Raw genomic sequence first — 21670 nt, forward strand, 5'->3', positions numbered from 1 at the left:
AGTATGGAAAAGTTAGCACCAAGACTTGAAGACTACCTTGAAACTATATATCTCTTAGAAAAAGAAAACGGCGTAGCGCGAGTAAAAGAAATTGCCGAAAAGCGAAACGTCAAAATGCCAACCGTTACAGAAGTCCTAAGAAGGTTATCAGAAAGAGGTTACATTAACTACGAACCCTACGGCTACGTTACAACAACAGAAAAAGGCAAAGCTTACGCAGAAAAGATATACAACAAGCACGAAGCTATAATAAATTTCATGAAAAAAGTTCTACTACTGCCGGAAGAAAAAGCCGAAGAGGAAGGATGTCTCATGGAACACCACCTTTCACCAGAAACGGTAGAGAGGCTCAAACAGCTAACAGATTTTTTCACAGAAAAAAACTTAGATGGAGAGTTTAAAAAGTGGCTAAAATAGAAGAGATAGTTAACCCTCAATTGGTTGAAGATAAAAACCTTATCAAAATAGCTGAAAAAATCCTAAACAACGAAAGACTCTCTTTTGAAGATGGTATTAAACTATTTGAAACCAACGACATTCTTACGTTGGGCAAGTTAGCAGACTACGTAAACAGAAAAAAGAACGGACGTCTGGTTTACTTCGTTGTCAACAGACACATCAATCTTACAAACCTCTGTGTAGGAAACTGCAAGTTCTGCGCTTTTAGGAGAGAAAAAGGAGACCCTGATGCCTATGAACTGACCATAGACCAGGTTCTGCAAAAGATAGAAGAATTCAAAGGAGTTTCCGAAATCCACATAGTCAGCGGATTACATCCCGACTGGAACTACGACTACTACGTTCAACTTCTCAAAGCAATAAAGGAATCTTTCCCCCACATTCACGTCCAGGCATTCACTGCAGAAGAAATAGACCACCTTTCACGAATTTCAGGAAAACCGATAGAAACAGTCCTATCAGAATTGATAGAAGCAGGTCTTGACTCAATCCCCGGCGGCGGTGCCGAAATATTCAACGAATCCCTCAGAAAAGAACTATGCCCACACAAACTTTCATCGGAAAGGTATCTTAAAATCCACGAAACAGCCCACAAATTCGGTTTAAAATCAAACGCTTCAATCCTTTACGGTCACGTAGAAACCTACGCAGATAGAGTTAACCACCTCTTAAAACTAAGAGAACTTCAGGATAAAACAGGCGGATTTCAAGCCTTCATGGCTTTTGCCTACCACCCGGAAAATACCCGTTTAGGCGGCAAGTTCACCACAGGTTTTGACGATATAAAGATGCTTTCTGTAGCAAGGCTAATTTTAGACAACTTCCAGCATATAAGGGCGTTCTGGATAATGTTAGGTGAAAAGTTGGCACAGGTTTCGCTTCATTTCGGAGTTAACGATTTAGACGGAACCGTTGTAGAAGAATCAATAACGAGGTCTGCAGGCGCAAAAACAGATTCATTCATGCCAAAAGAAAGACTCATAAAGCTGATAAGAGAAGCAGGAAAAATCCCCGTAGAACGCGACACTGTATACAACGTAATCAAAATTTACGAGGAGCAACTATGGAACAACTAATTTCCCTACTTGACAAGGAATTAATACCTATAGCAGAAAAGGTTTTCAACGGCGAAAGGCTCTCTTTTGAAGATGGCTTAAAGCTCTTTGAGTCAAGCAACTTAACAGCAATAGGAATGCTGGCAAACTACGTTGCAGAAAAGAAAAACGGAAAATTCGCCTACTTTAACGTAAACGTTCACATAACCCCAACCAACATCTGCATCGGCACCTGCAAGTTCTGTGCTTTCAGAAAAAGCAAAAACGACCCAGACGCCTATGAATTAACTACAGAAGAAATAGTCAAAAAACTAAAAGACTACTACTCTCAAAACCCAAATCTCACAGAAGTTCACATAGTAGGCGGATTACACCCCGACTGGAACTACAACCGCTTCATTGAAATAATAAGAGCAGTAAGAGAAAACTTCCCCGATATCCACATTAAAGCTTACACCGCAGAAGAAATCAAATACATAGCTGAAAAGGGTAACAAAAGCGTAGAAGAAACTCTGCACGAACTAATAGAAGCAGGACTTAATTCAATTCCAGGCGGCGGTGGAGAGATATTCAACGAAAGAATCCGCCAGAAGATATGTCCTGAAAAGATAACCGCCGAGGAATACCTGCAAATTCACAAAACAGCCCATAGAATGGGGCTAAAATCCAACGCAACCATGCTTTTCGGTCACGTAGAAACTTATGCAGACAGAGTTGACCACCTTATTAGGTTAAGAGAAGCTCAAGATGAAACGGGAGGCTTTCAAACTTTTATTCCCCTTGCCTTTCACCCACTAAACACGAAAATCCCCAACGCCAATTACACAACAGGCGTTGATGAACTTAAAACGATAGCTGTTTCAAGGCTAATCTTAGACAACTTCCCACATATCAAAGCCTACTGGATAATGTTAGGTGAAAAGGTTGCCCAAATAGCCCTTCAGTTCGGCGCAGACGATATAGATGGAACAGTAACGGAAGAAGACATAACTCAAGCAGCAGGAGCAAGAGCAGGACAGTCAATTCCTAAAAGCAGACTCATAAAACTAATCAAAGAAGCAGGAAAAATCCCCGTAGAACGCGACACCATCTACAACGTCCTTCACATATACAATTCGGAGAAACAATGAAAACCCTTTTTGACAAACTAAAGAAAGCGTTAGAAAAAGATGAAAACGTCGTATTCGCCTACGTTTTCGGTTCACACGTTAACGGAATTCCTACACCCAAAAGCGACGTTGACGTAGCCGTATACTTTAAAAAACCGCCAAGAGGAACAGAAATACTTGACTACGCCGTAAAACTTTCAAACTTCCTTAACAAAGAAGTTGATTTGGTAATTTTTAACCTCGCCTCACCGTTTACCCGCTTCCATATACTTAATACAGGCGAACCGCTGATAGTGAAAGACTCTGAAGCCCTCGCAGAGTTTAAGAGAAAAACGATGATAGACTACGAAGAATACAAATACATGGCGGAGGCATTCTTTGCTGAACAGAAAGTTAATAGAGAGAAAGCTAAGTAAAATCGTAGAATACGTAAACGAAATAAGACAAACAGAAATCAAAGATTTCCACGAATTTCGGAACAACGTAATAGTGAAAAGGTTTATTGAAAGAAACCTTGAATTAGCCATAGAACAGGCAATAGACATCTGCAGACATATAGCCGTTTCAACGCTTAAAAAACTTCCCGAAAGTTACGCTGAATGTTTTGAACTATTAAAAGAAAAAGGGGTAATTCCTGAAAAACATGCAGAAACTTACAAAAAGATGGCTAAGTTCCGTAACCTTCTCATTCATATGTATGATACCGTTGATGACGAAATAGTTTACGGCATCTACAAAAAACACCTTTCAGACTTCGACCTATTCGTAAACGATATAAACCAATACCTTCAAAATCATTCACCCTAAATTTACAATTTAGCATATAATTACCTTTAGCATTCTCTACTGGAGGTGGAAAATGGACCAGAACACCATCTTAGGCATAATCTGCACAATCATAGCAATCGCTCTACCTCTCTCTTTCGCCATCTTAGCCTGGAAACACACCTTAGAAGAAAAGAAAAAGCAGAAAGAACAGGAAGGAGAAAAATAGTAGAATATCTTTCACAACTTAACCGAAAGAGGAATAATGTCCTACGTAGCAATACCGAGGAAGTATAGACCTCAAAAATTTAGTGAAGTCACAGGACAGGAATTCATAACAGAAACCCTGCGTAACGCCATAAAAACAGATAGAGTTGCCCACGCTTACATCTTTGCAGGACCAAGAGGTGTAGGAAAAACCTCAACAGCAAGAATAGTGGCGAAAGCCTTAAACTGCGAAAATCCCCAAAACGGCGAACCCTGTAACCAATGTCCTCAGTGCGTTGAAATAACGAAAGGCTCTCACCCTGATGTAATAGAGATAGACGCAGCAACAAACAGAGGAATAGACCAGATAAGAGAATTAAGGGAATCCGTCCACTACGCCCCCGCAAGAGGCAAAAAGAAGATATACATCATTGACGAATTCCACATGCTCACAAAAGAAGCCTTTAACGCCCTTCTCAAAACCCTTGAAGAACCGCCAGAACACGTAGTTTTCATCTTAGCCACAACAGAGATAGACAAAATCCCCCCCACCATCCTCTCCCGCTGCCAGAAATTCGTTTTCCGCAAAATCCCCCGCCCGGTAATGGTAGAAACCTTAAAGAAAATCTGTGAAGCAGAAAACGTAGAGTTTGACGAAGAAGCGTTAAACCTCATCGCAGTAGCTTCAGAAGGCTGTATGAGAGATGCAGAAAGTCTTTTAGACCAAGCAATAGCCTTCGGTAACGGAAAAGTAGAACTCAACACTGTATCTGAATTTTTAGGCGTCTTAACAGGAAAAGACCTTATAGAACTCTTAAAAACCGCCTTCTCTGGTAACAAAGAACTTTTGAGAGAAACCCTCTTTAAATTGGAAGAAAGAGGCTACAACCCCCTATTCGTTTTAAAACAGCTGATAGAAACGGTAGAAAAGGAATTTCTATCCAACGACAACTTTTCAACCGAAGAGATGGAAGCAGCGTTCCAGATACTATCAGAGTGCTTTAAAGAAATAACAGTTCATCCATACCCCTACAGCGTCCTTCTATTTCATCTTTACAGGCTTTCATACTTTAAAGACGTCCAAAAACTTGAAGACCTATTATCAAACGGCATACAGATAGCAGAAAAAAAAACTAAACCTGCCCAGAAACTAACAGAGGAAACTGAAGAAAACCAATTCTTCAACCAGTATATAAAAGAAACAAAAGAAGAAAACGGAATCGTAAAAATCATTCCCAAAAACGAACTTTCCTACCAGCTACTTAAAACGAGAAAAGACGAATTAGAAAAGAAATTCGGCAAAAGAGTTGAAATAGTTGAAGTCAAAAACCAGAAGAAAAACGGCAAAAAAACGATATCAAAAGAAAGCAATGAAAAGATTAACAAAGTGATAGACCTTTTCGGCGCTAAAATCATTAAGCTGGAGCCTTTAGATGAAAGTTCTGATAGTTGACGATGAAAAAGGCATAAGAGAAACGATAAAAGAGATTCTACAGGACGAAGGTTACGAAGTCTTCACGGAAGAAATCGGTTCTAACGTTGAAAGAAAAATAGAAGAGGTAAATCCCGACATAATCATTTTAGACCTTTTCCTGCCCGGAATGTCAGGGATGGACGTTTTAGAAAAAATCCACGCAACCGGCGAAATAAAAAGAAGAGCCGTTATAATCGTTTCAGGACACGGAACGGTAGAAACGTCGGTAAAAGCCCTGAAGTTAGGTGCTTTTGACTTCTTGGAAAAACCGATAAAATACGACAAGCTGATGGAAGCGATAGAAAATGCCGTTGAATTCGTCAAGAGTTCTCACTCGCCAGAAATTGAAACTTTTACCTCTTTACCACTCAAAAAAGCCAAAGAGGAGTTTGAAAAAGCCTACATTATAGATGTCTTAAAGAAATGCAACGGAGACCTGAAAGAAGCAGCAAAGTTCATGGGAATAGATATCTCAAACCTCTACAGAAAACTCAACAAATACAACATAAACCCTCAAAAGTGATGAAGTGGATAGAAAAAGAACTTAACCAGCTAAAAGAGAAAAACCTTTACCGCTCTCTAAGAACGCTAAGCTCACCTCAAGGCAAAGAAATAACCATTAACGGTAGAAGACTCATTAATTTCTCTTCAAACGACTATTTAGGACTGGCAAAAGAGTTCTGTCAGGAATGCGGAAAGTGGGGAAGCGGTAGTGGAGCGTCAAGGCTGGTGTGCGGTAACTTTGAAATCCACGAAAAGTTAGAAAACAAATTAGCTGAACTTAAAAAGACAGAAAGCGCCCTGCTCTTTCCCTCAGGCTATATGGCAAACGTTGGCGTCATATCAACCCTTGCAGGTGAAGGAGATGTAGTATTTTCCGATGAGCTCAACCACGCCTCAATAATTGATGGCTGCAGACTATCAAAAGCAAAGGTAACCGTATACCCTCACAAAGACGTTGACACCCTTGAATATTTACTTTCAAAAGAAAGAAAAAATTACAGAAGAAGCCTCATAGTAACAGATTCTGTCTTCAGCATGGACGGTGACGTCGCACCGTTAGACAAACTCTTTAAACTAAAGAACGAATACGATTCCATACTCATAGTTGACGACGCCCACGCCACAGGAGTTGTAGGCTGGAGTTCCTTTGAACTCTTCTCTCTAACACCTGACGAAACAACGGTAATCATCGGCACGTGTGGAAAAGCCTTAGGCACGTTAGGTGCTTTTGTGTGCGGAAGCACTCTTTTAAAAGAATATCTCATAAATAAGTGCAGAACGTTTATCTACACCACCGCCCTCCCGCCCTCTATAGTTTGCCAGACCCTGAAAAACTTAAAAGAAGTTCCCGAAAGAATGAAAAAACTACAAAGCAACATAGAATTCTTTAGAAACCTAACAGGTATAAACTCTCAATCAGCCATCTTTCCCCTTATAGTAAAAGACGAAAAATCCGCCCTCATCCTCTCCCACCACTTATACGAAAACGGCTTCTTCGTTCCAGCTATAAGACCACCAACCGTAAAAAAAAGCAGACTAAGAATATCAATCACATCAGAACACACAAAAGAAGAAATGGAACAACTAATTAAAGCAATTAAGCTATAGCCAGAAAAGACAAATTAACCTATTTTTATCTTAAACTCTACTTGGTTTAACGATGGATTTAGAAAAAGCAAAGAAAATTTTAAGAGAACACAAACAGGAACTAAAGGAAAAATACGGGGTCAAATCCCTCTCAATATTTGGTTCTTATGCCCGAGGAGAACAAAGAGAAAACAGCGATATAGATATAGTCGTTGAATTTGAAAAACCTATAGGACTCAAATTTTTTGAATTAGCTGATTACTTAGAAAGTTTACTTAAACTTAAAGTAGACCTTTTAACAAAAACCGCCATACGAAGGAAAAAACTCCTTTGGAAATCCATAGAAAAGGATTTAATAAATGTCTGAAAGAAACTGGAAACTTTTCCTAAGCGATATCTTAACGGCAATTAGTAAGATTGAAAATTACGTTCAGAATATAGACCTTGAAACGTTCTTACAAAACGAAATGATACAGGACGCCGTGATAAGGAACTTAGAAATAATCGGCGAAGCAACCAAACAAATCCCTTAGAACGTTAAAGACGAAAACCAAAATATTCCCTGGAAACAGATGGCAGGATTAAGAGACCGTTTAATTCACGGCTATTTTGCAGTTGATTTGAACATCGTATGGCATATAGTAAACAAAGAACTTCCAGAAGTAAAAGCCAAACTCCTAAAGCTACTTAACAGTAATTGACAGCGCTACTTTATCGCCTTCTTTCAAGCCAGAAACGATTTCAGTAAACCTATCATCGCTCCAGCCTACTTTAACAGGCACCTCTTTCACTTTACCGTTAACAACTTTATAAACTATATATCTACCGTTTTTCCACTTAACCGCAGCATTAGGCACAACTAAAACACCTTTCTTAACGCCAGCGATAATCGTGTTATGCGTCGTCATTTCAGGTCTCAAAAGGTTAACGTCCTTGAACCCTCTTGCAACAACAATGTAGTAAACAACGTTGTTAAGAATCTTCGGTTTAGGATATATCTCCTCAACCTTTCCCTTAAAAACCTTATTTCTGTAAGTATCTACAGTAAACTCAACTTTCATCCCTTTCTTCACTTTCCCGATTTCCGTCTCATCAACGTATATCCAGTCCTCTAACCTGTTTGGGTCTAAAATCGTCACAAATTGCGGAGCGTTAAGACCTGCCACAACTGTCTCACCTTCCTGAGTTGAAACGTAGGAAATAATTCCACTCTTTGGTGCATAAATAAAGGAATAGGAATACCTTATCTCCGCTTCTTTTACATTCGCTTCAGCCGTTTTCAGTTGAGATTCATACTCCGCTTTCAATCTACCCAATTCTTCCTTGGCAATCTTTAAGTCTAACTTCGCTCTCTCAACGTTTTCTTTTGCCGCTTTTAAAGCACTCTCAGCCTGCGCGAGCTTTAACTTCAAATCCTTTATTTTCTGCTCCGTTGAGAAACCTTCCTTAAAAAGCTTTTCCTGCCTTTCAAACTCCCACTTAGCAACGTTGTAAGCTTCTCCCTTTGCCTTTAAATCAGCAACTGCACTCTTTAAAGCAGCTTCTGCAGATTTCACTTTTAACTGCTGAGAAGCTATTCGCTTAGAGTAAGTTTCCTTTACTTCCTTCAAGTGTGCCTTCGCCTTCTTTAACTCTTCCCTCAAATCCCTGTTATCTATCTCCGCTATCAAATCACCCTTTTTAACGTAATCACCAACTTTAACGTTTTCCTTGACTACTGTTCCTGAAATTCTCGCTCCAACTTTTATCTCAGCACCAACCTGAGGCTTTATTATTCCCGTTGCATCTATTTCCTTTCTAACATTCCCTCTTTTAACCTCAACCACCTTAACAGGAACGATAACCCTTTTGTGCTTTGACTTAATAAAGAAAACGCCACCAACAGCAAAAGCAACTAAAATCAAAATAGCAACTATCTTTTTCACCACGTACCTCCAGGCATCTCACCTGTTGCTTTTAAGAGCTGTAAAACAGCTAAATTGTAAGAGAGTAAAGCGTTAATATAATTCTCTTGAGCGCTGACATAGGCAGAATGGGTCTGAAGTAAGTTAACTATATCGGTAACACCCAATTCGTACTCTTTAAGCGTTCTATCATAAGCCTTTCTGCTAAACGAAAGGAAAGAAAAAGCACTCTTCAAAACTTCACTCTTAGATTTAACAGCAATATAGGCATTTATAACCTCTTTCTTTACAGCGTTTTCAATTTTCTTTAAAGCTAATTCTTTTAAAAACACTTTCCTTGATTCAGAAAGAACTTTAAACTTAGTAACGCCACTATCAAAGAAAGGATAAGAAAACGTAAGAGAAAGAGAGTAATTATTATCGTCTGGAGGAAAAGTAGTATCCATCTTATTCCAAGAAGCAGAAACGCTCAAAGACGGAGAAAGAGTACTCTTCTGTAAGTTTAATTCAGCCTTCGCTACCTTTATTTCACTTTTAGCTTTTTTAATTTCAGGACGGTTCTTAAAAGCCAAATGCAGATAATAATCCAAACTTTTTAAAGGAAATTTTTCTTTTAAGATAACTTCCGGTTTCTCATTTTCCTTCAAAGCGTAATCAACTACCTCATTTAAGTCGTTAAACGTTTCTTTATAGTCAAGTTTCGCATTCTCAAAATCTGAAAGGGCTTTCTGTAAATCCGCTTGAGCTTTTAGAACATCTGTTATGAGAACAAATCCCTTTTTATACCTTTCCTCTGTCGCCTTTAATATTTTCTTGCTATCCTCAACGTTTTTCTTCTTTATCTTAACTATCTCTTCTTTAGCCTTCAAGTTCAAAAGAAGCCCAACGGCGTTATAGACCGAATTAAGAACAGTAACAGACAGCTCTCTCTTAGACGTTTCAAGTAGCTTTTCATCCAACTCTATTTTATTTCTTTTCTGAAAATTCAGAACATCAAAAGAAGCTGTCAAACCGTAAGAGTAGTTTTGATTCCACGACTTGGAAAACATAGTCTGGTAAGGATAAAATTCTTGAAATTGAGCGTTAAAAGAAACCTTTGGAAAATAACTTTTTTTATCTGCAAAAAGAGAATATCGGGAAACGTCAATAGAAACGCTTCCCGATTTAACGTCAAGGTTTTTACTCCTCACCAATTGTATAAGTTCCTCACACGTAACGCCATAAGCGTTAGAAAAAGCAAACAGAAACAGGAAAAAAGTAAAAATTCTAAATCTCAAACTTCCACTCCTTTTTTCTTTTTAACTATCTTCCTCAGATAGTTATACCACTCTTCAAGACCTTCACCAGTTTTAGCAGAAACTACAAATACTTCCAACTTAGGATTAAGAGCAAGGGCTTCTTTCTTCACCTTTTCTACATCAAAATCAAAGTAGGGCAGTAGGTCAGACTTTGTAATGATAAAGACATCAGAAGTCTTAAACGCCTTGGGATACTTGGCTGGTTTATCTGGACCTTCTGGAACAGAGATAAGAACAACTCTTAAATGCTCCCCTAAATAGAAAGATGACGGACAGACTAAATTCCCAACGTTTTCAATGAACAGAATATCAGGCGTCTTATCTCCCATCTGCTTTTCAAGGGCATGAAAACCTTTATGAACTAACGGCGCTTCAAGATGACATGCACCACCGGTTGTAAGTTGAACAGCGTAAGCTCCTTTAGCTCTAACCCTTTCAGCGTCCCTCTCCGTTTCTATATCACCTTCAAGAACACCTATGTTGAACTCATCCTTCAACGCTTCTATAGTTTTCTCAAGAAGCGTAGTTTTTCCAGAACCTGGTGAACTTATAAGGTTTATAGCTAAAATTCCTTTTTCATCAAAATGTTTTCTGTTGATTTCTGCAACTCTGTCGTTCTCGCTCAAAAGACTCTTCTTTACCTCTACCGTTTTCTTTCCCTCATCTGAAACAACAAAGTTGTTTTCAGGCTGACCGCACCCACAAACATCACACATCGCTCACCTCCTGTTTTATAGCAACCAAAGTATTGGCAACTCCTCCCATATAAGTTCTGACCAATTTTACATCAAAGCCATTCTCTCTTAGAAGTTCAGAAAATTCATCAACCGTATAAAAGTTTTCTATTGAATAGAACAGGTATTCAATTGCTTCTCTATGAGAAGGTATAAGTGCACCGTTTAACTTCATAAATGAACGGAATAGAAAGTCGTTAAAAGCTGTCACAGGCGCTCTTTCTTTTATTTTAAAGAAATCCAAAATCCCCCACGCACCACCTGACTTCAAAACCCTGTAAACTTCTTTAACGGTTTTTATCGGTTCAGGTGAGTTTCTAACGCAAAAAGAGGAAAAAACGGCATCAATTGAAGAATTCTTTACGGGGAAAAACCTATTATCAGCACACACAAAAGCACTATGTTCAGGAAGCTCCTCTTTTCCAAGATTAAGAAGTGGTTTACTTATATCGCAGTTAATGATGAAAGGTGGATTTGAAGTAAGAGATAACAAAAGTTTTCCCATATTACAGGCACCAGAACAGTAATCCACCACTATCTCAGGGTCAGGAATTTCTGAAAGGATGTCTTTAATCAATCGTTTTCGCCACCTGTTAACCTGAACAGGACTTGAAATTTTATTAATGACTTTCTCATAGAAAACGGCAAAAGGACTGTTAAAAATATCCTTGACGTTGTACCTCATCTAAACCTCTATCTCAACGTCTATAACTTCAAGCTCTTCTCCTCTAAGAAGTTTAACGTTCAAAGAACCACAATCAGGGCATTCAGGAAAGTAGACAGACTCCACTTCAAACACCTTCCCACAATCAAGACACTCATATTCTACAGGCACTTCTTCAATCTCTAACTTGGCAGAAGCTATTTTAGGATATTCAGCTTTTATGGCGTCAAAAGCAAAAGCGAAGGAATCTACCACTATTCCAGAAAGCTTACCTATTCTTACTCTAACCTTTGTAATCTTTTTGGCTTTTTCTTTTTCCGCTAATTCGTCAAGCGATTGTAAAAGCCCCATAGCTATTGAAGTCTCATGCATCGTTAATACCCCTCTTGCTCTTCAATGGCAGCCATAACTTCATCTAAAACCTTCCAGATTTCCTCTGCTTCCTTCTCATCTATCACTTCTATTGCATTTCCAACGTGAACCATAACGTAATCGCCCACTTTTACTTCATCTTCAGGCAAAAGCATAAGGTTAATCTGCCTTTTCACCCCTTTAGCCTCAGCAACAGCCATAGGGTAATTAATTTCAACAACTTTCATAGGAACGCCTACACACATTATTGAACCTCCGATACTTTCTTCTCCCACCATATATTAGGGTCTTCAGGATTTTCTTTCTCCCTAAAATTAACGCCCCACTCTCTCAAAATGTCAAGAACTATTCTTTCTACTTCGGGAAGCTTGGCTTCAAGCTCAGGAGTCAAATAGGTTCCTGCATCAAGAGATTTTGGAATAACACCCACAAGCTTCACCTCTTCCGGACACGTCCCCTTTATCTCGTTAAGAAGAAGCACTTCCTGTAAACCTAACTGATGAGGTGACAGTTTTAGTGGAAGGCGGTCTATAAAGAAATCCTCTTTTTCATAAACCTTAATATCTCCAGGCTTACCTTCCGCTTTAACAACGTCAATTATTAAAAGCTTAGAAAGGTAATCTATCTCAGGAGAAAGAAAAATCCCCGCCGTCCCCCCATCTATAAGAACAACGTTCTCCGGAAACTCGTACTTTGCCTTCAGCAAATACAACAATTTAACGCCAAAACCTTCATCGCTAAGAAGGATGTTTCCAACTCCCATAATACCTATCTTTTCCATCAAATTAAACCTCCTCAAATAAAATAAGGGGGAGAGTTTTACTCTCCCCCTTCCCTATTAAAAGCAAAACCAAAATAATTAATGCTCTTTGTGGGCAAACTTAAATCCGTCAAAGATAGAAGAAATAAGTCCTTCTGGAGATTTTATATCGTTCCAGATAACGATGTAAATATGCACAACTGCAAACCAAGCAAAGTACCAGTTCAAGATGTGATGGATAAACCTTGCTTCCTGCTGAGTTCCAAAAATTGAACCTAAAGATACCCAGAAATGACTTTCAGGGTACAACAGATAGAAACCGGTAATAAACTGAATAACGGCGAGAATAAGGGTTAAGCAGTAAGAGGAACCTGCAAGCGCGTTATGTCCCAACCTGTGTTCATGACTATCTGTAATGTAAGCGTAGTAAAGAAGAGTAGTGAAAAGGTTCTTAATATTCCTCTTGTTAATAGGAATGAAATCCCATATTCTTTCATACTTATTACCGAAGAACCACAGGTAAATTCTAATAATCACAGCGCACGTAAAAATCATTCCTGCGATAAAGTGAGCCCATCTCATATAAGCCATTGTAAACTGATGGCTACCTTCCATCCAGGTATTAGTCCAGGGCCAGTTTATGTAAAGTCCTGTAATGACAAGAGTTGCAATTGAAAGCGCAAAACACCAGTGGAATATCCTCATCAAGATACTCCACACGTACTTTTTCTCGTAAACAGCCATCTTTCCCTCCTTTAGCAGGCTTTAAAGGAGGGGGAAATCCCCCCTCTTAAAGAGCCTTAACCTTAACGATTTCTTCTCCTTCAGGGTCAACCATGTGAACAGCACAAGCGATACATGGGTCAAAGGAGTGAACAGTTCTAAGAACCTCAAGTGGCTTCTCAGGGTCAGCTATTGGGTTACCAATGAGAGAAGCTTCGTACGGTCCCATCTGTCCCTTAGAATCCCTCGGGCTTGCGTTCCACGTAGAAGGAACAACTTCCTGATAGTTCTTGAGAACGCCGTTTTCAATTACACACCAGTGGGAAAGCGTTCCTCTTGGAGCCTCGTGGAATCCACAACCTTTAATCACTCCCTTTGGATAGCTTGGTGGGTTGTAGATTTCAAGGTCTCCTCTTCCAACGTTGTCAACAAGCTGCTCCCACTGCTTAATAGCAAGGTCGGAAAGCATAGCAGCCCTGATAGCTCTTGCTATATGTCTTCCTGGAGTGGACTGAAGAGCGTTTACATCAACACCTTCGCTGGACTCTCCAATAACGCCAAGTATTGTCTTAAGGAGGTCAAGAGACTTATCTACCCATTTCTTAGTAGCCTCGTGTCCTAAAGCGTATCCAACCAATACCTGAGCAAGAGGTCCAACCTGCATTGGAACGTAATCGCCGTTTACCTTAAATCTTGGAGCCTTAGCCCAGGAGTACTTACCGCTTCCATCAACGTAACCACCTGGCATTCCTGTGTAATCTGGGTCTGTATCTTCATCCCAAGGATGCCTTATCCAGCTTCCCTTATACCAGGAGTGGGAGATATCCTCAGCAACGTTGCTAATAAAGTATGGGTCATTAAAGCTCTTAATAGCTTTAGCAGAAGAAAGGTCGCCCCCAAGAATTGTTCCACCTGGCAGGTCAAAGGTTTCACCTTTTGTATCCTGTGGCAAGTCTGGAACTGCAAGGTAGTTATCAACTCCTCTACCGTACTGGAGCCACTCTTTGTAGAACGCAGAAATAGCAAGAACGTCAGGAAGGTAACAGTTCTGAACGAAGTCTCTAACCTCTTCAAGAAGCTGCTTGATGTAGTAAAGTCTTTCCATATTTATAGTAGCTTCGTTATCTGGGTTAATTGCCGTAGATACGCCACCTACTGCAAGGTTCTGAATGTGTGGGTTCTTACCACCTAAGATAGCAATCGCCTGGTCTGCTTTTCTTTGGTAGTCGAGAGCCTGCAAGTAGTGTGTAACAGCAATGAGGTTAACCTCTGGTGGAAGTTTCATTGCTGGGTGACCCCAGTAACCAGAAGCAAACGGACCAAGCTGTCCACTTTCTACAAATTTCTTAAGCTTATCTTGAACAGCCTTGAATACTGCAGCGCCGTTCAACTTCCAGTTCTGATAGCTCTCTGCAATCTTTGCAGCTTTGTGAGGGTCTGCCTTAAGAGCAGATACAACGTCTACCCAGTCAAGTGCAGAAAGGTGATAGAAGTGAACGATGTGGTCGTGAAGCGCATGAGCCGCAATAATGATGTTTCTTACCATTTGAGCGTTGTAAGGAATTTCAAGCTGAAGAGCGTTCTCTACAGACCTTACAGAAGCAATCGCGTGAACGGTAGTACAAACACCACAAGTTCTTTGAGCGAACATCCACGCATCATCTGGACTTCTTCCGCGTAGGATAAGTTCAAGACCTCTCCACATTTGAGCGGAAGAGTAAGCATCTTTAATGTATCCGTTTTCAGGAACTACTTCTATCCTAAGGTGACCCTCTATCCTCGTCACCGGATCTACTACTACCCTTTTAGCCATCTTTTAAACCTCCCATCGGGTTTTATTCTCATCTTTTAATTATTCTTCAGATTTAGAACCTGTTGCAAGTCTTTTGGCAATTCCAAGACCAGCATGAATCGCAAGAGCTGCAGCTGTTACACCAACAGCAACTTTACCGATTTCTGTAGCGCTTGCCTGAATGCCAGCACCAGGAATCTTAACGTTAGGTAGTCTCTCATGGAATGGAGTCATTGTATCCCAGAAGTTAGGTTCTGTACAACCGTAACATCCGTTACCAACAGAAACTGGCCATACCTCAACGTCGTTAAATCTAATTACAGGACAGTTGGAGTAAGTTTCTGGTCCTTTACAACCAACCTTGTAGAGACAGTAACCGAGTCTGTGACCAACGTCACCAAACTGCTCAACAAACCTTCCCTCATCAAAGTGAGGTCTTCTTTCGCAATGGTCGTGAATCTTTCTACCGTAAGCAAACAGTGGTCTTCCCCACTTGTCTGTAGGTGGGAGCTTCTTAAACGTTAAGAAGTATAAAACCGTAGCTAAGAAGTTATGTGGGTTCGGTGGACAACCTGGTACGTTAACAATAGGTTTGTCTTTGATTATGTCAGCCGTTCCAACAGCGTTTGTTGGATTTGGCTTTGCTGCAGGCAAACCACCGTAAGCAGAGCAAGTTCCAATGTTAATAATTGCAAGAGCGTTCTTAGCAGCTCTCTCAAGATTATGCTTGGCGGAATGACCACCAATCATACAGTAATCTTCGCACTCTCCTGTTGGAATAGAACCTTCCACAACCAAAATGTAGTTAGGTTCTTTAATGGCTTCCTCAAACGCTTCCTCAGCTTGAGGACCAGCACCTGCCATTAGAGTTTCGTGATACTGCAGGTCAATAAGATCTAAGATAAGAGTCGCCAAATCTGGATGGGAAGCTCTTAAAAGAGACTCAGAACATCCAGTACATTCCTGAAAATGAAGCCATACAACTCTTGGTCTTTTGGGGTCTTTGGCAGCTTCAGCTACCTTTGAAACCATCTCCATCGGAAGTCCCATCGCAGCTGTAGCAATAGCACATGCCCTCAAAAATCCTCTACGGGAGGTCGTTCCCGGTATTCCTCCCATGAAAATGCTCCTATCCATTATTACCCTCCTTTTATGAGGTTGTCTTCAAAAGGGAATTCTACCCCAACGTTAATTCAATGTCAAGACTATCCTAAAATACTTATTTTTCACTTTTTGAATTAAAGACCATCCTTTTCCAAAAAGATAAAATGAAACTCTTCTTTTTCTCAAAATTTCTCCTAAACTCTTCACGTTACCAGCCATAATACCATTACTTACGAGAAATAACAATTTTATACTAATAACTTACTGCAAATTTCTTATTCAATTCAAAAATACTCTACAAATAGTTAAGCAAATAAGATGCTAAGGATTTCTTTAACCCTATCGTTAACCAACTTATAAAGAACTTTTGTACCTTCTTTTCTGAAAGAGAGAACTCCAAGTTCCTTCATCAATCCCACATGTTGAGAAACTTTTGGTTGGGAAATTCCTAAAATTTCTACGAGTTCCTTCACGCACATCTCTCTATCAGCAACCAATAAAACGATAGCAAGTCTTTCTGGATGTCCCAAAACTTTTAGAAGTTCAGCATTTTCAATTAATTCCTCTCTTAAAACCTCTTCGTACCTAACCATTTCAGAATACCTCCTCTATATTTGAATCTTCTAACGTGTTCCAAATTCTGTAAAGCTTTGCGAATCTGTTAGTGTTCCATTTAGGTTCTGGAAATCCCGATTCAAATCTTTCAAGGGAGCTATCAACGTTAAGGAGAACTTTCTCTTTAAGAATCTTTTCAACGTAAGCAATATCTTCCCTCCCTATCAGTTCAACGCTACATTCTTCCGGAAAACTCCTCTGAACAAGCCACAACGTTTTCCAACCTCTTTCACTCCGAACGATGAATATACCATATTTCCCATTCCTAATATAAGAAATATCCGCCCCTTTGGCTGACAGGTTAAAACAGTACTTACAGGCAGAATTAACGTAGGAGTGATGTACACTTAAAGGTATCTCTATTTCCCCCTCTCTTGTTAAAGCTTTGAAACCTGAAGGTGTAAACCTGTATTCTAAAACTTTATCTCTTTTACCGGTCAAATCCATAACTTCAACTTCTTCTCCTTCACCTACCGGCGTTCCTACGCAGACAATTCCAACTTTAAGAGCAACCGCCGTTTTTACCCAGTTGCAACCTATTCCGTAGTACTGGGTTTTGTTCAAACCGTCAAGAATGCACGAAGGTCCAACAACACAGAGTTTTGAAAACCGGTACTTCTGAATCGCTTTTTTCAAATAAGCGTTAACACCAAAAAAAGAGGTTTTAGAAACCGTTAACCTTTCTGGAGATGCAAATAGGGCTGGTTTACCGTTTTCATCAGCTGTAAGAACTCCATCAACAACTTCCAACTCAAAGAACTTTTTCAATAAAAACTCAAGAGGGTCTTCATTCTGAACGTTTACCTTACAGATTCCTTTAATCTTCCCTAAGACGAAATCGGAGTTAACGTTCAGCATGCTCTCTCCTTAAAAATAAACAGGTTGAGGATAAGGTTTAAAGCTTTGAGGACAAGCACCTAAACATGAACCGCAGTGTACACAAAAAGAAGCTTCAAACATGGGTTTATTGTAGGTCTGGTTAAAAGTTAAAGCTCCTGAAGGACAGGCTGTCACGCAGGTTCCACAACCAACACACAATCCTTTACTTACTACCTCTTTAATAACGTCAAAACCGCTGGCATCCTTTGTTAAAACCATGTATTCAAAAGGCTGTAAAAACTCCTCATTTACCTCTAAAAGAGCAAGCATGAAGTTGTAAAGGAGAGAAGGGTTTGGTGGACATCCGGGTATCGCGTATTTGATTTTAGGCCTTAAAATCTCCACTTCCGTTATAGGAACAAACGACTGGTGTGCAGGTTGTGGAGCTTGACCACCAACACTGAAACGTCTTACACCTCCGAAGGAAGCACATCCCCCCACCGTAACTATCATTTGCGTTTTTTCAACTATTTCCCTTGCAAGCTCTGTATGCCTCTTGTCTTCAAGGCAGAAAGCACCTTCAACAAAAGCAACGTTCATTTCAGGAATTTCTTCTTTCTTTGTAAGCATATTGGAATAGACCAACTCCACAGCATCAAGAACTTCAACGGCATCTTCAAACATATCAAGGAAGGATATTTGACAACCTGAACAGCTGGAGAAGTGAAAGAAACCGATTTTCAGTTTAAAGTCATCGTCAAAGTCTCTGCTGTAGAACATTGTCAACCTCTATCAGTGAACGGAACACACAACACAAGGATCGTAAGCCCTTATTATGTAGTCTACGTGTTCCAACTTAGCACCCTTCAACGATTCGGAGATAACCAAAAAGTTTATCTCCGTCGGCACCACAATTTTATAATATACTATTCTTCCGCGCTTGTCCAACTTGACCATATGAACGTTCACACCCCTCGGAGCTTCGTGAACGCCCACACCTAAAGTTTCACCATCAGAGGTGGGAAAAGCTTTATTCTGAAGCTCTTTTTCAAACGAGGTAGATGACAGGATATCTTTAATTCTTTCAAAAGCCTCTACGTTTTCAGCAGAACGCAAAACGTGAAGTTCTTTTACTCCCCCTCTATGTTCATAACTTTTATAGAGGACGCTTCTTGCCCTTGCACCTGTTTCTACAACAGTGCCATCAATCAGCGGATAAAGGTTCGTTACCTCTCTCTTTAAGTCGTTTCTAAATACCTCTTGTGGATACTTAAAAGTTATCCGATTGATATCAAAAGGTTTACCGTAATAAAGGTCTGTGGCAAAAAATCCCCTCCCATGCTTCCCCAAATCCTCAGGCAAACCTTCTCTCTTCCACATCTCGCCGAGAGCTGAAATGAAAGTTTTATGGAGGGTAGAGAGGGAGGGGAGGATTTTTTCAACAGAATCCAAAACTTTATCTCTTACCAAATCTTCTAAAGGCTCCGGAAAGCCCCCCACTCTTACCTTCGGAGGATGAATAATCTCACCGCCTATTGACTCTAAAACTTCTCCTGCAACCTTCCTCACCTTTTGAACCTGCTTTATAAAAGCCATCCTTTCCTTCTTTTCAGGGAAAAGGTCTTCCGAAATAAGAATCTGGTGGAGAAGGTTGTTATAGACCCTGACGGCAAGCCCTAAAACTTCTCTTAAAAGCGTCGCTTCTTCAGGAATTTCCATACCGGCAGCGTCCTCTATAGCCCTCGCTGCAGCTATGGCGTGAGTTACCTGACATAAACCGCAGATTCGGGATGTAATTGTAGGAGCAACAACCCCCTCCTGCCCTAAAAGGAGCGTTTCAAACCCTCTGACAGGAACGAGCGCGTAGTAGTAACCGTCCACCACCACGCCGTCCTCAACGGTCAGATAAACACCTGAATGTCCCTCTGTAAGCGGAATACCCTCATACTTAACTATCCTTTTCAATCAACCCTCCGTAAACTGCCTGCCCTAACGATATTCCAGCGTCGTTTGGAGGAACTACCTGATGAGTTAAAACGGTAAAACCACTCTTTTGCAACTGTTCCTCAATATTTTCAGAAAGTATTCTGTTCTGGAAAACGCCGCCGCTCAAAGCAACTCTATCAATACCCGTTCTATTACGAATATCTCTAACAACTTCAACGGAAAAAGCAACAACGGTATTGTGAAACTTTTTAGCGATATCGGAAACGGCAACGCCCTTTTTAAAGTCGGAAACGATACCCCTGACTATCGGTCGCCAGTCAACAACGCCTCTTTCCAGCTCAAAAGGATAGATATCTTCAGAATCGGAATGTAACGCCACTTCCTCAAGCAGTATGGCAGCCTGAGCGTGATAGGATACCTTATACCTTATACCCAAAATGGCTGCTACTGCATCAAAGAGTCTGCCCATACTGGAAGTTTTCGGCGAATTAACGCCCTTCTCAACCATCTGGGAGATAAAGGAAATCTTTTTAATATCAACATTAAGAACGTCGGAAGGGTTTATGCCGGCTTCCATCAAAACCGAAACTGCAACTCTATAAGGTTCTTTAACCGCTCTATCACCCCCTGGAAGGCGAAAATATTTCAGGTGAAAGGCTCTTTCAAACTCTGTATAGCCCGCAACTAAAAATTCCCCTCCCCAAATAGAGCCGTCAACGCCGTAGCCCGTTCCATCAAAAGAAAGACCTATAACCTTTTCACCAATTGGCAACTCGTTTTCCGCCATACAGGAGATAACGTGTGAGTGATGGTGATAAACTTTAATCAGCTTATCCGAAAATCTCTTTTCGGCGAATTTCGTGGAATAGTATCCGGGGTGAGCGTCAGAAACTACCACTTCCGGTTCAACATCAAAGAGTTTTAACATGTCTTCTACAACTTCTTCAAAGAAGCTCTCTGCCAGAGGATTATCAACGTCGCCTATGTGCTGGGAAAGGTAAACTCTGTTACCTTTAGCAACAGTCACCGTATTCTTCATATGAACGCCAACGGCAAGAACAGGTCTTTTAAGAGAAAACGGAAGTATTACGGGCAAAGGGGCAAAACCTCTTGACCTTCTTACAGGCACCTGCTTGTTAGAGAAAACCCTGACAACAGAGTCGTCGCAACGTCTTACAATTGGTCTGTTGTGAACCAAAACGGCATCGGTAATATCGCCTAAAGTTCTTATAGCTTCTTCATTATCCTTCATTATCGGTTCGTCGGTAAGGTTACAGCTCGTTGCAACTATGGGTTTACCGAAATCTCTGAGTATTATATGGTGCAAAGGTGTATAGGGTAGAAAAGCACCTACAGTAGAAGTATCGGGTGATACTGAAGGTGCAAGGTCTGTGTTTTCTTTTCTTTTAAGTATTACTATCGGCGTCTCTACAGAGGTTAAAGCCCTCTCTTCAAGGGGGGAAACCTCAGCGTAGAGCTTAACCGATTCAAGCGATGGAAACATAACGGCAAACGGTTTTTCTTCTCTGCGCTTTCTAACCCTCAAAGTTTTAACTGACTCTTCATTTGTAGCGTCGCAGATAAGATGAAACCCTCCCAATCCTTTGATTGCCAGTATCTTCCCTTCAGAAAGAAGCCTTACGGTTTCTTTTATAGCTTTTTCTCCCTCGTAAGTCTTGCCTTCTTCGGTATAAAGCGTTACGTGCGGTCCACAAACGGGACAGGCGTTAGGTTGAGCGTGAAATCGGCGATTTGAAGGGTCTGTGTATTCAGCGTAGCACTTTTCACACATTTTAAAGCTTTTCATAGAGGTGTTCTGCCTGTCGTAGGGCAGTTTTTCTATTATGGTAAAGCGTGGACCGCAGTTGGTGCAGTTGATAAAGGGGTAGCGGTATCGCCTATCTTTCGGGTCAAATAGCTCTCTCAGACAATCTTTACAGGTAGCAATGTCTGGAAGGACAGATACGGCAACTTCACCTTCTGAATCGCTTTCTTTTATCTCAAAACTTTCATAGCCGGCGGGAGGTAGAAACTTGTATTCAAGGCTGAAGATGCGGGAGAGGGGGGGATTTTCTTTCTGAAGCTTTTCAAGAAACTTTATCAGGTTACCTTCCTCTCCTTCTGCCTCTATAACCACGCCGATGGTGGAGTTCAGAACGTAGCCGGTCAAACTACACTCTTTAGCTATCCTGTAAACGAACGGACGAAAACCAACCCCCTGAACAAGTCCCGTTAAAAATACCTTAATACGTCTTTTCTCAGCCATTCAATCTCCTAAA

25 protein-coding genes and 1 pseudogene are annotated in these 21670 nt (G+C 40.5%); 11 read left to right on the forward strand and 15 right to left on the reverse strand.

Features of this window, described 5'->3' with window-relative positions; all coding sequences use genetic code 11:
- The first annotated feature begins 3 nt into the window (after window positions 1-3).
- From QOL23_RS01545 to QOL23_RS01595, 11 genes and pseudogenes are all read left to right on the forward strand, one after another.
- Entirely contained in the window at window positions 4-417 is a 414-nt protein-coding gene (locus QOL23_RS01545) for a metal-dependent transcriptional regulator (RefSeq protein WP_283399821.1), read from the forward strand.
- Window positions 405-1535 (forward strand): aminofutalosine synthase MqnE, encoded by a 1131-nt coding sequence (gene mqnE / locus QOL23_RS01550; protein ID WP_283399822.1) that lies wholly within the window; start codon window positions 405-407, stop codon window positions 1533-1535. The genes QOL23_RS01545 and mqnE (QOL23_RS01550) overlap by 13 nt, the downstream gene beginning before the upstream one ends.
- Window positions 1523-2644: an aminofutalosine synthase MqnE gene (mqnE, locus tag QOL23_RS01555; RefSeq protein ID WP_283399823.1), complete on the forward strand. Its 1122-nt coding sequence runs from the start codon at window positions 1523-1525 to the stop codon at window positions 2642-2644. The genes mqnE (QOL23_RS01550) and mqnE (QOL23_RS01555) overlap by 13 nt, the downstream gene beginning before the upstream one ends.
- Window positions 2641-3039, forward strand: coding sequence for a type VII toxin-antitoxin system MntA family adenylyltransferase antitoxin (mntA, locus tag QOL23_RS01560; protein WP_283399824.1), 399 nt, complete (start codon window positions 2641-2643; stop codon window positions 3037-3039). The genes mqnE (QOL23_RS01555) and mntA overlap by 4 nt, the downstream gene beginning before the upstream one ends.
- On the forward strand, window positions 3002-3430 hold the full coding sequence (gene hepT / locus QOL23_RS01565) for a type VII toxin-antitoxin system HepT family RNase toxin (RefSeq protein WP_283399825.1): 429 nt from the start codon (window positions 3002-3004) through the stop codon (window positions 3428-3430). The genes mntA and hepT overlap by 38 nt, the downstream gene beginning before the upstream one ends.
- 52 nt (window positions 3431-3482) lie before the next feature.
- On the forward strand, window positions 3483-3617 hold the full coding sequence (locus QOL23_RS01570; RefSeq protein ID WP_283399826.1) for a hypothetical protein: 135 nt from the start codon (window positions 3483-3485) through the stop codon (window positions 3615-3617).
- A 36-nt stretch (window positions 3618-3653) separates the two neighbouring features.
- Window positions 3654-5048, forward strand: coding sequence for a DNA polymerase III subunit gamma/tau (gene dnaX / locus QOL23_RS01575; protein ID WP_283399827.1), 1395 nt, complete (start codon window positions 3654-3656; stop codon window positions 5046-5048).
- Entirely contained in the window at window positions 5029-5592 is a 564-nt protein-coding gene (locus tag QOL23_RS01580; protein ID WP_283399828.1) for a response regulator, read from the forward strand. The genes dnaX and QOL23_RS01580 overlap by 20 nt, the downstream gene beginning before the upstream one ends.
- Window positions 5592-6680, forward strand: a complete 1089-nt coding sequence (bioF, locus tag QOL23_RS01585) for an 8-amino-7-oxononanoate synthase (RefSeq protein WP_283399829.1) — start codon at window positions 5592-5594, stop codon at window positions 6678-6680. The genes QOL23_RS01580 and bioF overlap by 1 nt, the downstream gene beginning before the upstream one ends.
- 52 nt (window positions 6681-6732) lie before the next feature.
- Window positions 6733-7026: a nucleotidyltransferase family protein gene (locus QOL23_RS01590; protein WP_283399830.1), complete on the forward strand. Its 294-nt coding sequence runs from the start codon at window positions 6733-6735 to the stop codon at window positions 7024-7026.
- A pseudogene (locus QOL23_RS01595) lies at window positions 7019-7360 on the forward strand (HepT-like ribonuclease domain-containing protein). Before QOL23_RS01590 ends, QOL23_RS01595 begins: the two are co-directional and overlap by 8 nt.
- Here the strand turns inward: QOL23_RS01595 and QOL23_RS01600 are convergent.
- From QOL23_RS01600 to hypF, 15 genes are all read right to left on the reverse strand, one after another.
- Entirely contained in the window at window positions 7343-8584 is a 1242-nt protein-coding gene (locus QOL23_RS01600) for an efflux RND transporter periplasmic adaptor subunit (protein WP_283399831.1), read from the reverse strand. The pseudogene QOL23_RS01595 and the gene QOL23_RS01600 overlap by 18 nt on opposite strands.
- Complete coding sequence (locus QOL23_RS01605) at window positions 8581-9840, reverse strand: TolC family protein (RefSeq protein WP_283399832.1); 1260 nt, start codon at window positions 9838-9840, stop codon at window positions 8581-8583. Before QOL23_RS01605 ends, QOL23_RS01600 begins: the two co-directional genes overlap by 4 nt.
- Entirely contained in the window at window positions 9837-10577 is a 741-nt protein-coding gene (gene hypB, locus QOL23_RS01610) for a hydrogenase nickel incorporation protein HypB (protein WP_283399833.1), read from the reverse strand. The genes QOL23_RS01605 and hypB overlap by 4 nt, the downstream gene beginning before the upstream one ends.
- Entirely contained in the window at window positions 10570-11280 is a 711-nt protein-coding gene (locus QOL23_RS01615) for a class I SAM-dependent methyltransferase (protein ID WP_283399834.1), read from the reverse strand. Before QOL23_RS01615 ends, hypB begins: the two co-directional genes overlap by 8 nt.
- The gene (gene hypA, locus QOL23_RS01620; RefSeq protein WP_283399835.1) at window positions 11281-11631 is read right to left on the reverse strand and encodes a hydrogenase maturation nickel metallochaperone HypA; all 351 of its coding nucleotides are present in this window, start codon (window positions 11629-11631) and stop codon (window positions 11281-11283) included.
- Window positions 11632-11633: 2 nt separating this feature from the next.
- Window positions 11634-11876 carry a HypC/HybG/HupF family hydrogenase formation chaperone gene (locus tag QOL23_RS01625; RefSeq protein WP_283399836.1) on the reverse strand — a complete coding sequence of 81 codons (243 nt, stop codon included), beginning with the start codon at window positions 11874-11876 and terminating at the stop codon, window positions 11634-11636.
- Complete coding sequence (locus tag QOL23_RS01630) at window positions 11876-12412, reverse strand: HyaD/HybD family hydrogenase maturation endopeptidase (protein WP_283399837.1); 537 nt, start codon at window positions 12410-12412, stop codon at window positions 11876-11878. The genes QOL23_RS01625 and QOL23_RS01630 overlap by 1 nt, the downstream gene beginning before the upstream one ends.
- Before the next feature lie 78 nt (window positions 12413-12490).
- Window positions 12491-13135 (reverse strand): Ni/Fe-hydrogenase, b-type cytochrome subunit, encoded by a 645-nt coding sequence (cybH, locus tag QOL23_RS01635; RefSeq protein WP_283399838.1) that lies wholly within the window; start codon window positions 13133-13135, stop codon window positions 12491-12493.
- 46 nt (window positions 13136-13181) lie between these two features.
- Window positions 13182-14927, reverse strand: coding sequence for a nickel-dependent hydrogenase large subunit (locus QOL23_RS01640; protein WP_283399839.1), 1746 nt, complete (start codon window positions 14925-14927; stop codon window positions 13182-13184).
- A gap of 39 nt (window positions 14928-14966) precedes the next feature.
- On the reverse strand, window positions 14967-16043 hold the full coding sequence (locus QOL23_RS01645; protein ID WP_283399840.1) for a hydrogenase small subunit: 1077 nt from the start codon (window positions 16041-16043) through the stop codon (window positions 14967-14969).
- A gap of 272 nt (window positions 16044-16315) precedes the next feature.
- A complete protein-coding gene (locus QOL23_RS01650) occupies window positions 16316-16603 on the reverse strand; it encodes an ArsR/SmtB family transcription factor (protein WP_283399841.1) in 288 nt (95 codons plus the stop codon).
- A gap of 1 nt (window position 16604) precedes the next feature.
- Window positions 16605-17483 carry a Coenzyme F420 hydrogenase/dehydrogenase, beta subunit C-terminal domain gene (locus QOL23_RS01655; RefSeq protein WP_283399842.1) on the reverse strand — a complete coding sequence of 293 codons (879 nt, stop codon included), beginning with the start codon at window positions 17481-17483 and terminating at the stop codon, window positions 16605-16607.
- 9 nt (window positions 17484-17492) lie between these two features.
- Complete coding sequence (locus QOL23_RS01660; protein WP_283399843.1) at window positions 17493-18224, reverse strand: NADH-quinone oxidoreductase subunit B family protein; 732 nt, start codon at window positions 18222-18224, stop codon at window positions 17493-17495.
- A gap of 12 nt (window positions 18225-18236) precedes the next feature.
- The gene (locus tag QOL23_RS01665; protein WP_283399844.1) at window positions 18237-19409 is read right to left on the reverse strand and encodes a nickel-dependent hydrogenase large subunit; all 1173 of its coding nucleotides are present in this window, start codon (window positions 19407-19409) and stop codon (window positions 18237-18239) included.
- Window positions 19393-21657 (reverse strand): carbamoyltransferase HypF, encoded by a 2265-nt coding sequence (gene hypF / locus QOL23_RS01670; protein WP_283399845.1) that lies wholly within the window; start codon window positions 21655-21657, stop codon window positions 19393-19395. Before hypF ends, QOL23_RS01665 begins: the two co-directional genes overlap by 17 nt.
- Between the last annotated feature and the right edge of the window lie 13 nt (window positions 21658-21670).

Origin of the sequence: Desulfurobacterium pacificum (assembly GCF_900182835.1) — a bacterium.
GTDB classification, from domain to species: Bacteria; Aquificota; Aquificia; order Desulfurobacteriales; family Desulfurobacteriaceae; genus Desulfurobacterium_B; species Desulfurobacterium_B pacificum.

Bases quoted from the DNA above. Each gene is read 5' to 3' on its own strand.
- QOL23_RS01545 (WP_283399821.1), top strand. From the start codon at position 4: ATGGAAAAGTTAGCACCAAGACTTGAAGACTACCTTGAAACTATATAT.
- mqnE (WP_283399823.1), top strand. From the start codon at position 1,523: ATGGAACAACTAATTTCCCTACTTGACAAGGAATTAATACCTATAGCA.
- mntA (WP_283399824.1), top strand. From the start codon at position 2,641: ATGAAAACCCTTTTTGACAAACTAAAGAAAGCGTTAGAAAAAGATGAA.
- QOL23_RS01570 (WP_283399826.1), top strand. From the start codon at position 3,483: ATGGACCAGAACACCATCTTAGGCATAATCTGCACAATCATAGCAATC.
- dnaX (WP_283399827.1), top strand. From the start codon at position 3,654: ATGTCCTACGTAGCAATACCGAGGAAGTATAGACCTCAAAAATTTAGT.
- QOL23_RS01580 (WP_283399828.1), top strand. From the start codon at position 5,029: ATGAAAGTTCTGATAGTTGACGATGAAAAAGGCATAAGAGAAACGATA.
- bioF (WP_283399829.1), top strand. From the start codon at position 5,592: ATGAAGTGGATAGAAAAAGAACTTAACCAGCTAAAAGAGAAAAACCTT.
- QOL23_RS01590 (WP_283399830.1), top strand. From the start codon at position 6,733: ATGGATTTAGAAAAAGCAAAGAAAATTTTAAGAGAACACAAACAGGAA.
- hypB (WP_283399833.1), bottom strand. From the start codon at position 10,577: ATGTGTGATGTTTGTGGGTGCGGTCAGCCTGAAAACAACTTTGTTGTT.
- QOL23_RS01615 (WP_283399834.1), bottom strand. From the start codon at position 11,280: ATGAGGTACAACGTCAAGGATATTTTTAACAGTCCTTTTGCCGTTTTC.
- hypA (WP_283399835.1), bottom strand. From the start codon at position 11,631: ATGCATGAGACTTCAATAGCTATGGGGCTTTTACAATCGCTTGACGAA.
- QOL23_RS01625 (WP_283399836.1), bottom strand. From the start codon at position 11,876: ATGTGTGTAGGCGTTCCTATGAAAGTTGTTGAAATTAATTACCCTATG.
- QOL23_RS01630 (WP_283399837.1), bottom strand. From the start codon at position 12,412: ATGGAAAAGATAGGTATTATGGGAGTTGGAAACATCCTTCTTAGCGAT.
- cybH (WP_283399838.1), bottom strand. From the start codon at position 13,135: ATGGCTGTTTACGAGAAAAAGTACGTGTGGAGTATCTTGATGAGGATA.
- QOL23_RS01640 (WP_283399839.1), bottom strand. From the start codon at position 14,927: ATGGCTAAAAGGGTAGTAGTAGATCCGGTGACGAGGATAGAGGGTCAC.
- QOL23_RS01645 (WP_283399840.1), bottom strand. From the start codon at position 16,043: ATGGATAGGAGCATTTTCATGGGAGGAATACCGGGAACGACCTCCCGT.
- QOL23_RS01650 (WP_283399841.1), bottom strand. From the start codon at position 16,603: ATGGTTAGGTACGAAGAGGTTTTAAGAGAGGAATTAATTGAAAATGCT.
- QOL23_RS01655 (WP_283399842.1), bottom strand. From the start codon at position 17,483: ATGCTGAACGTTAACTCCGATTTCGTCTTAGGGAAGATTAAAGGAATC.
- QOL23_RS01660 (WP_283399843.1), bottom strand. From the start codon at position 18,224: ATGTTCTACAGCAGAGACTTTGACGATGACTTTAAACTGAAAATCGGT.
- hypF (WP_283399845.1), bottom strand. From the start codon at position 21,657: ATGGCTGAGAAAAGACGTATTAAGGTATTTTTAACGGGACTTGTTCAG.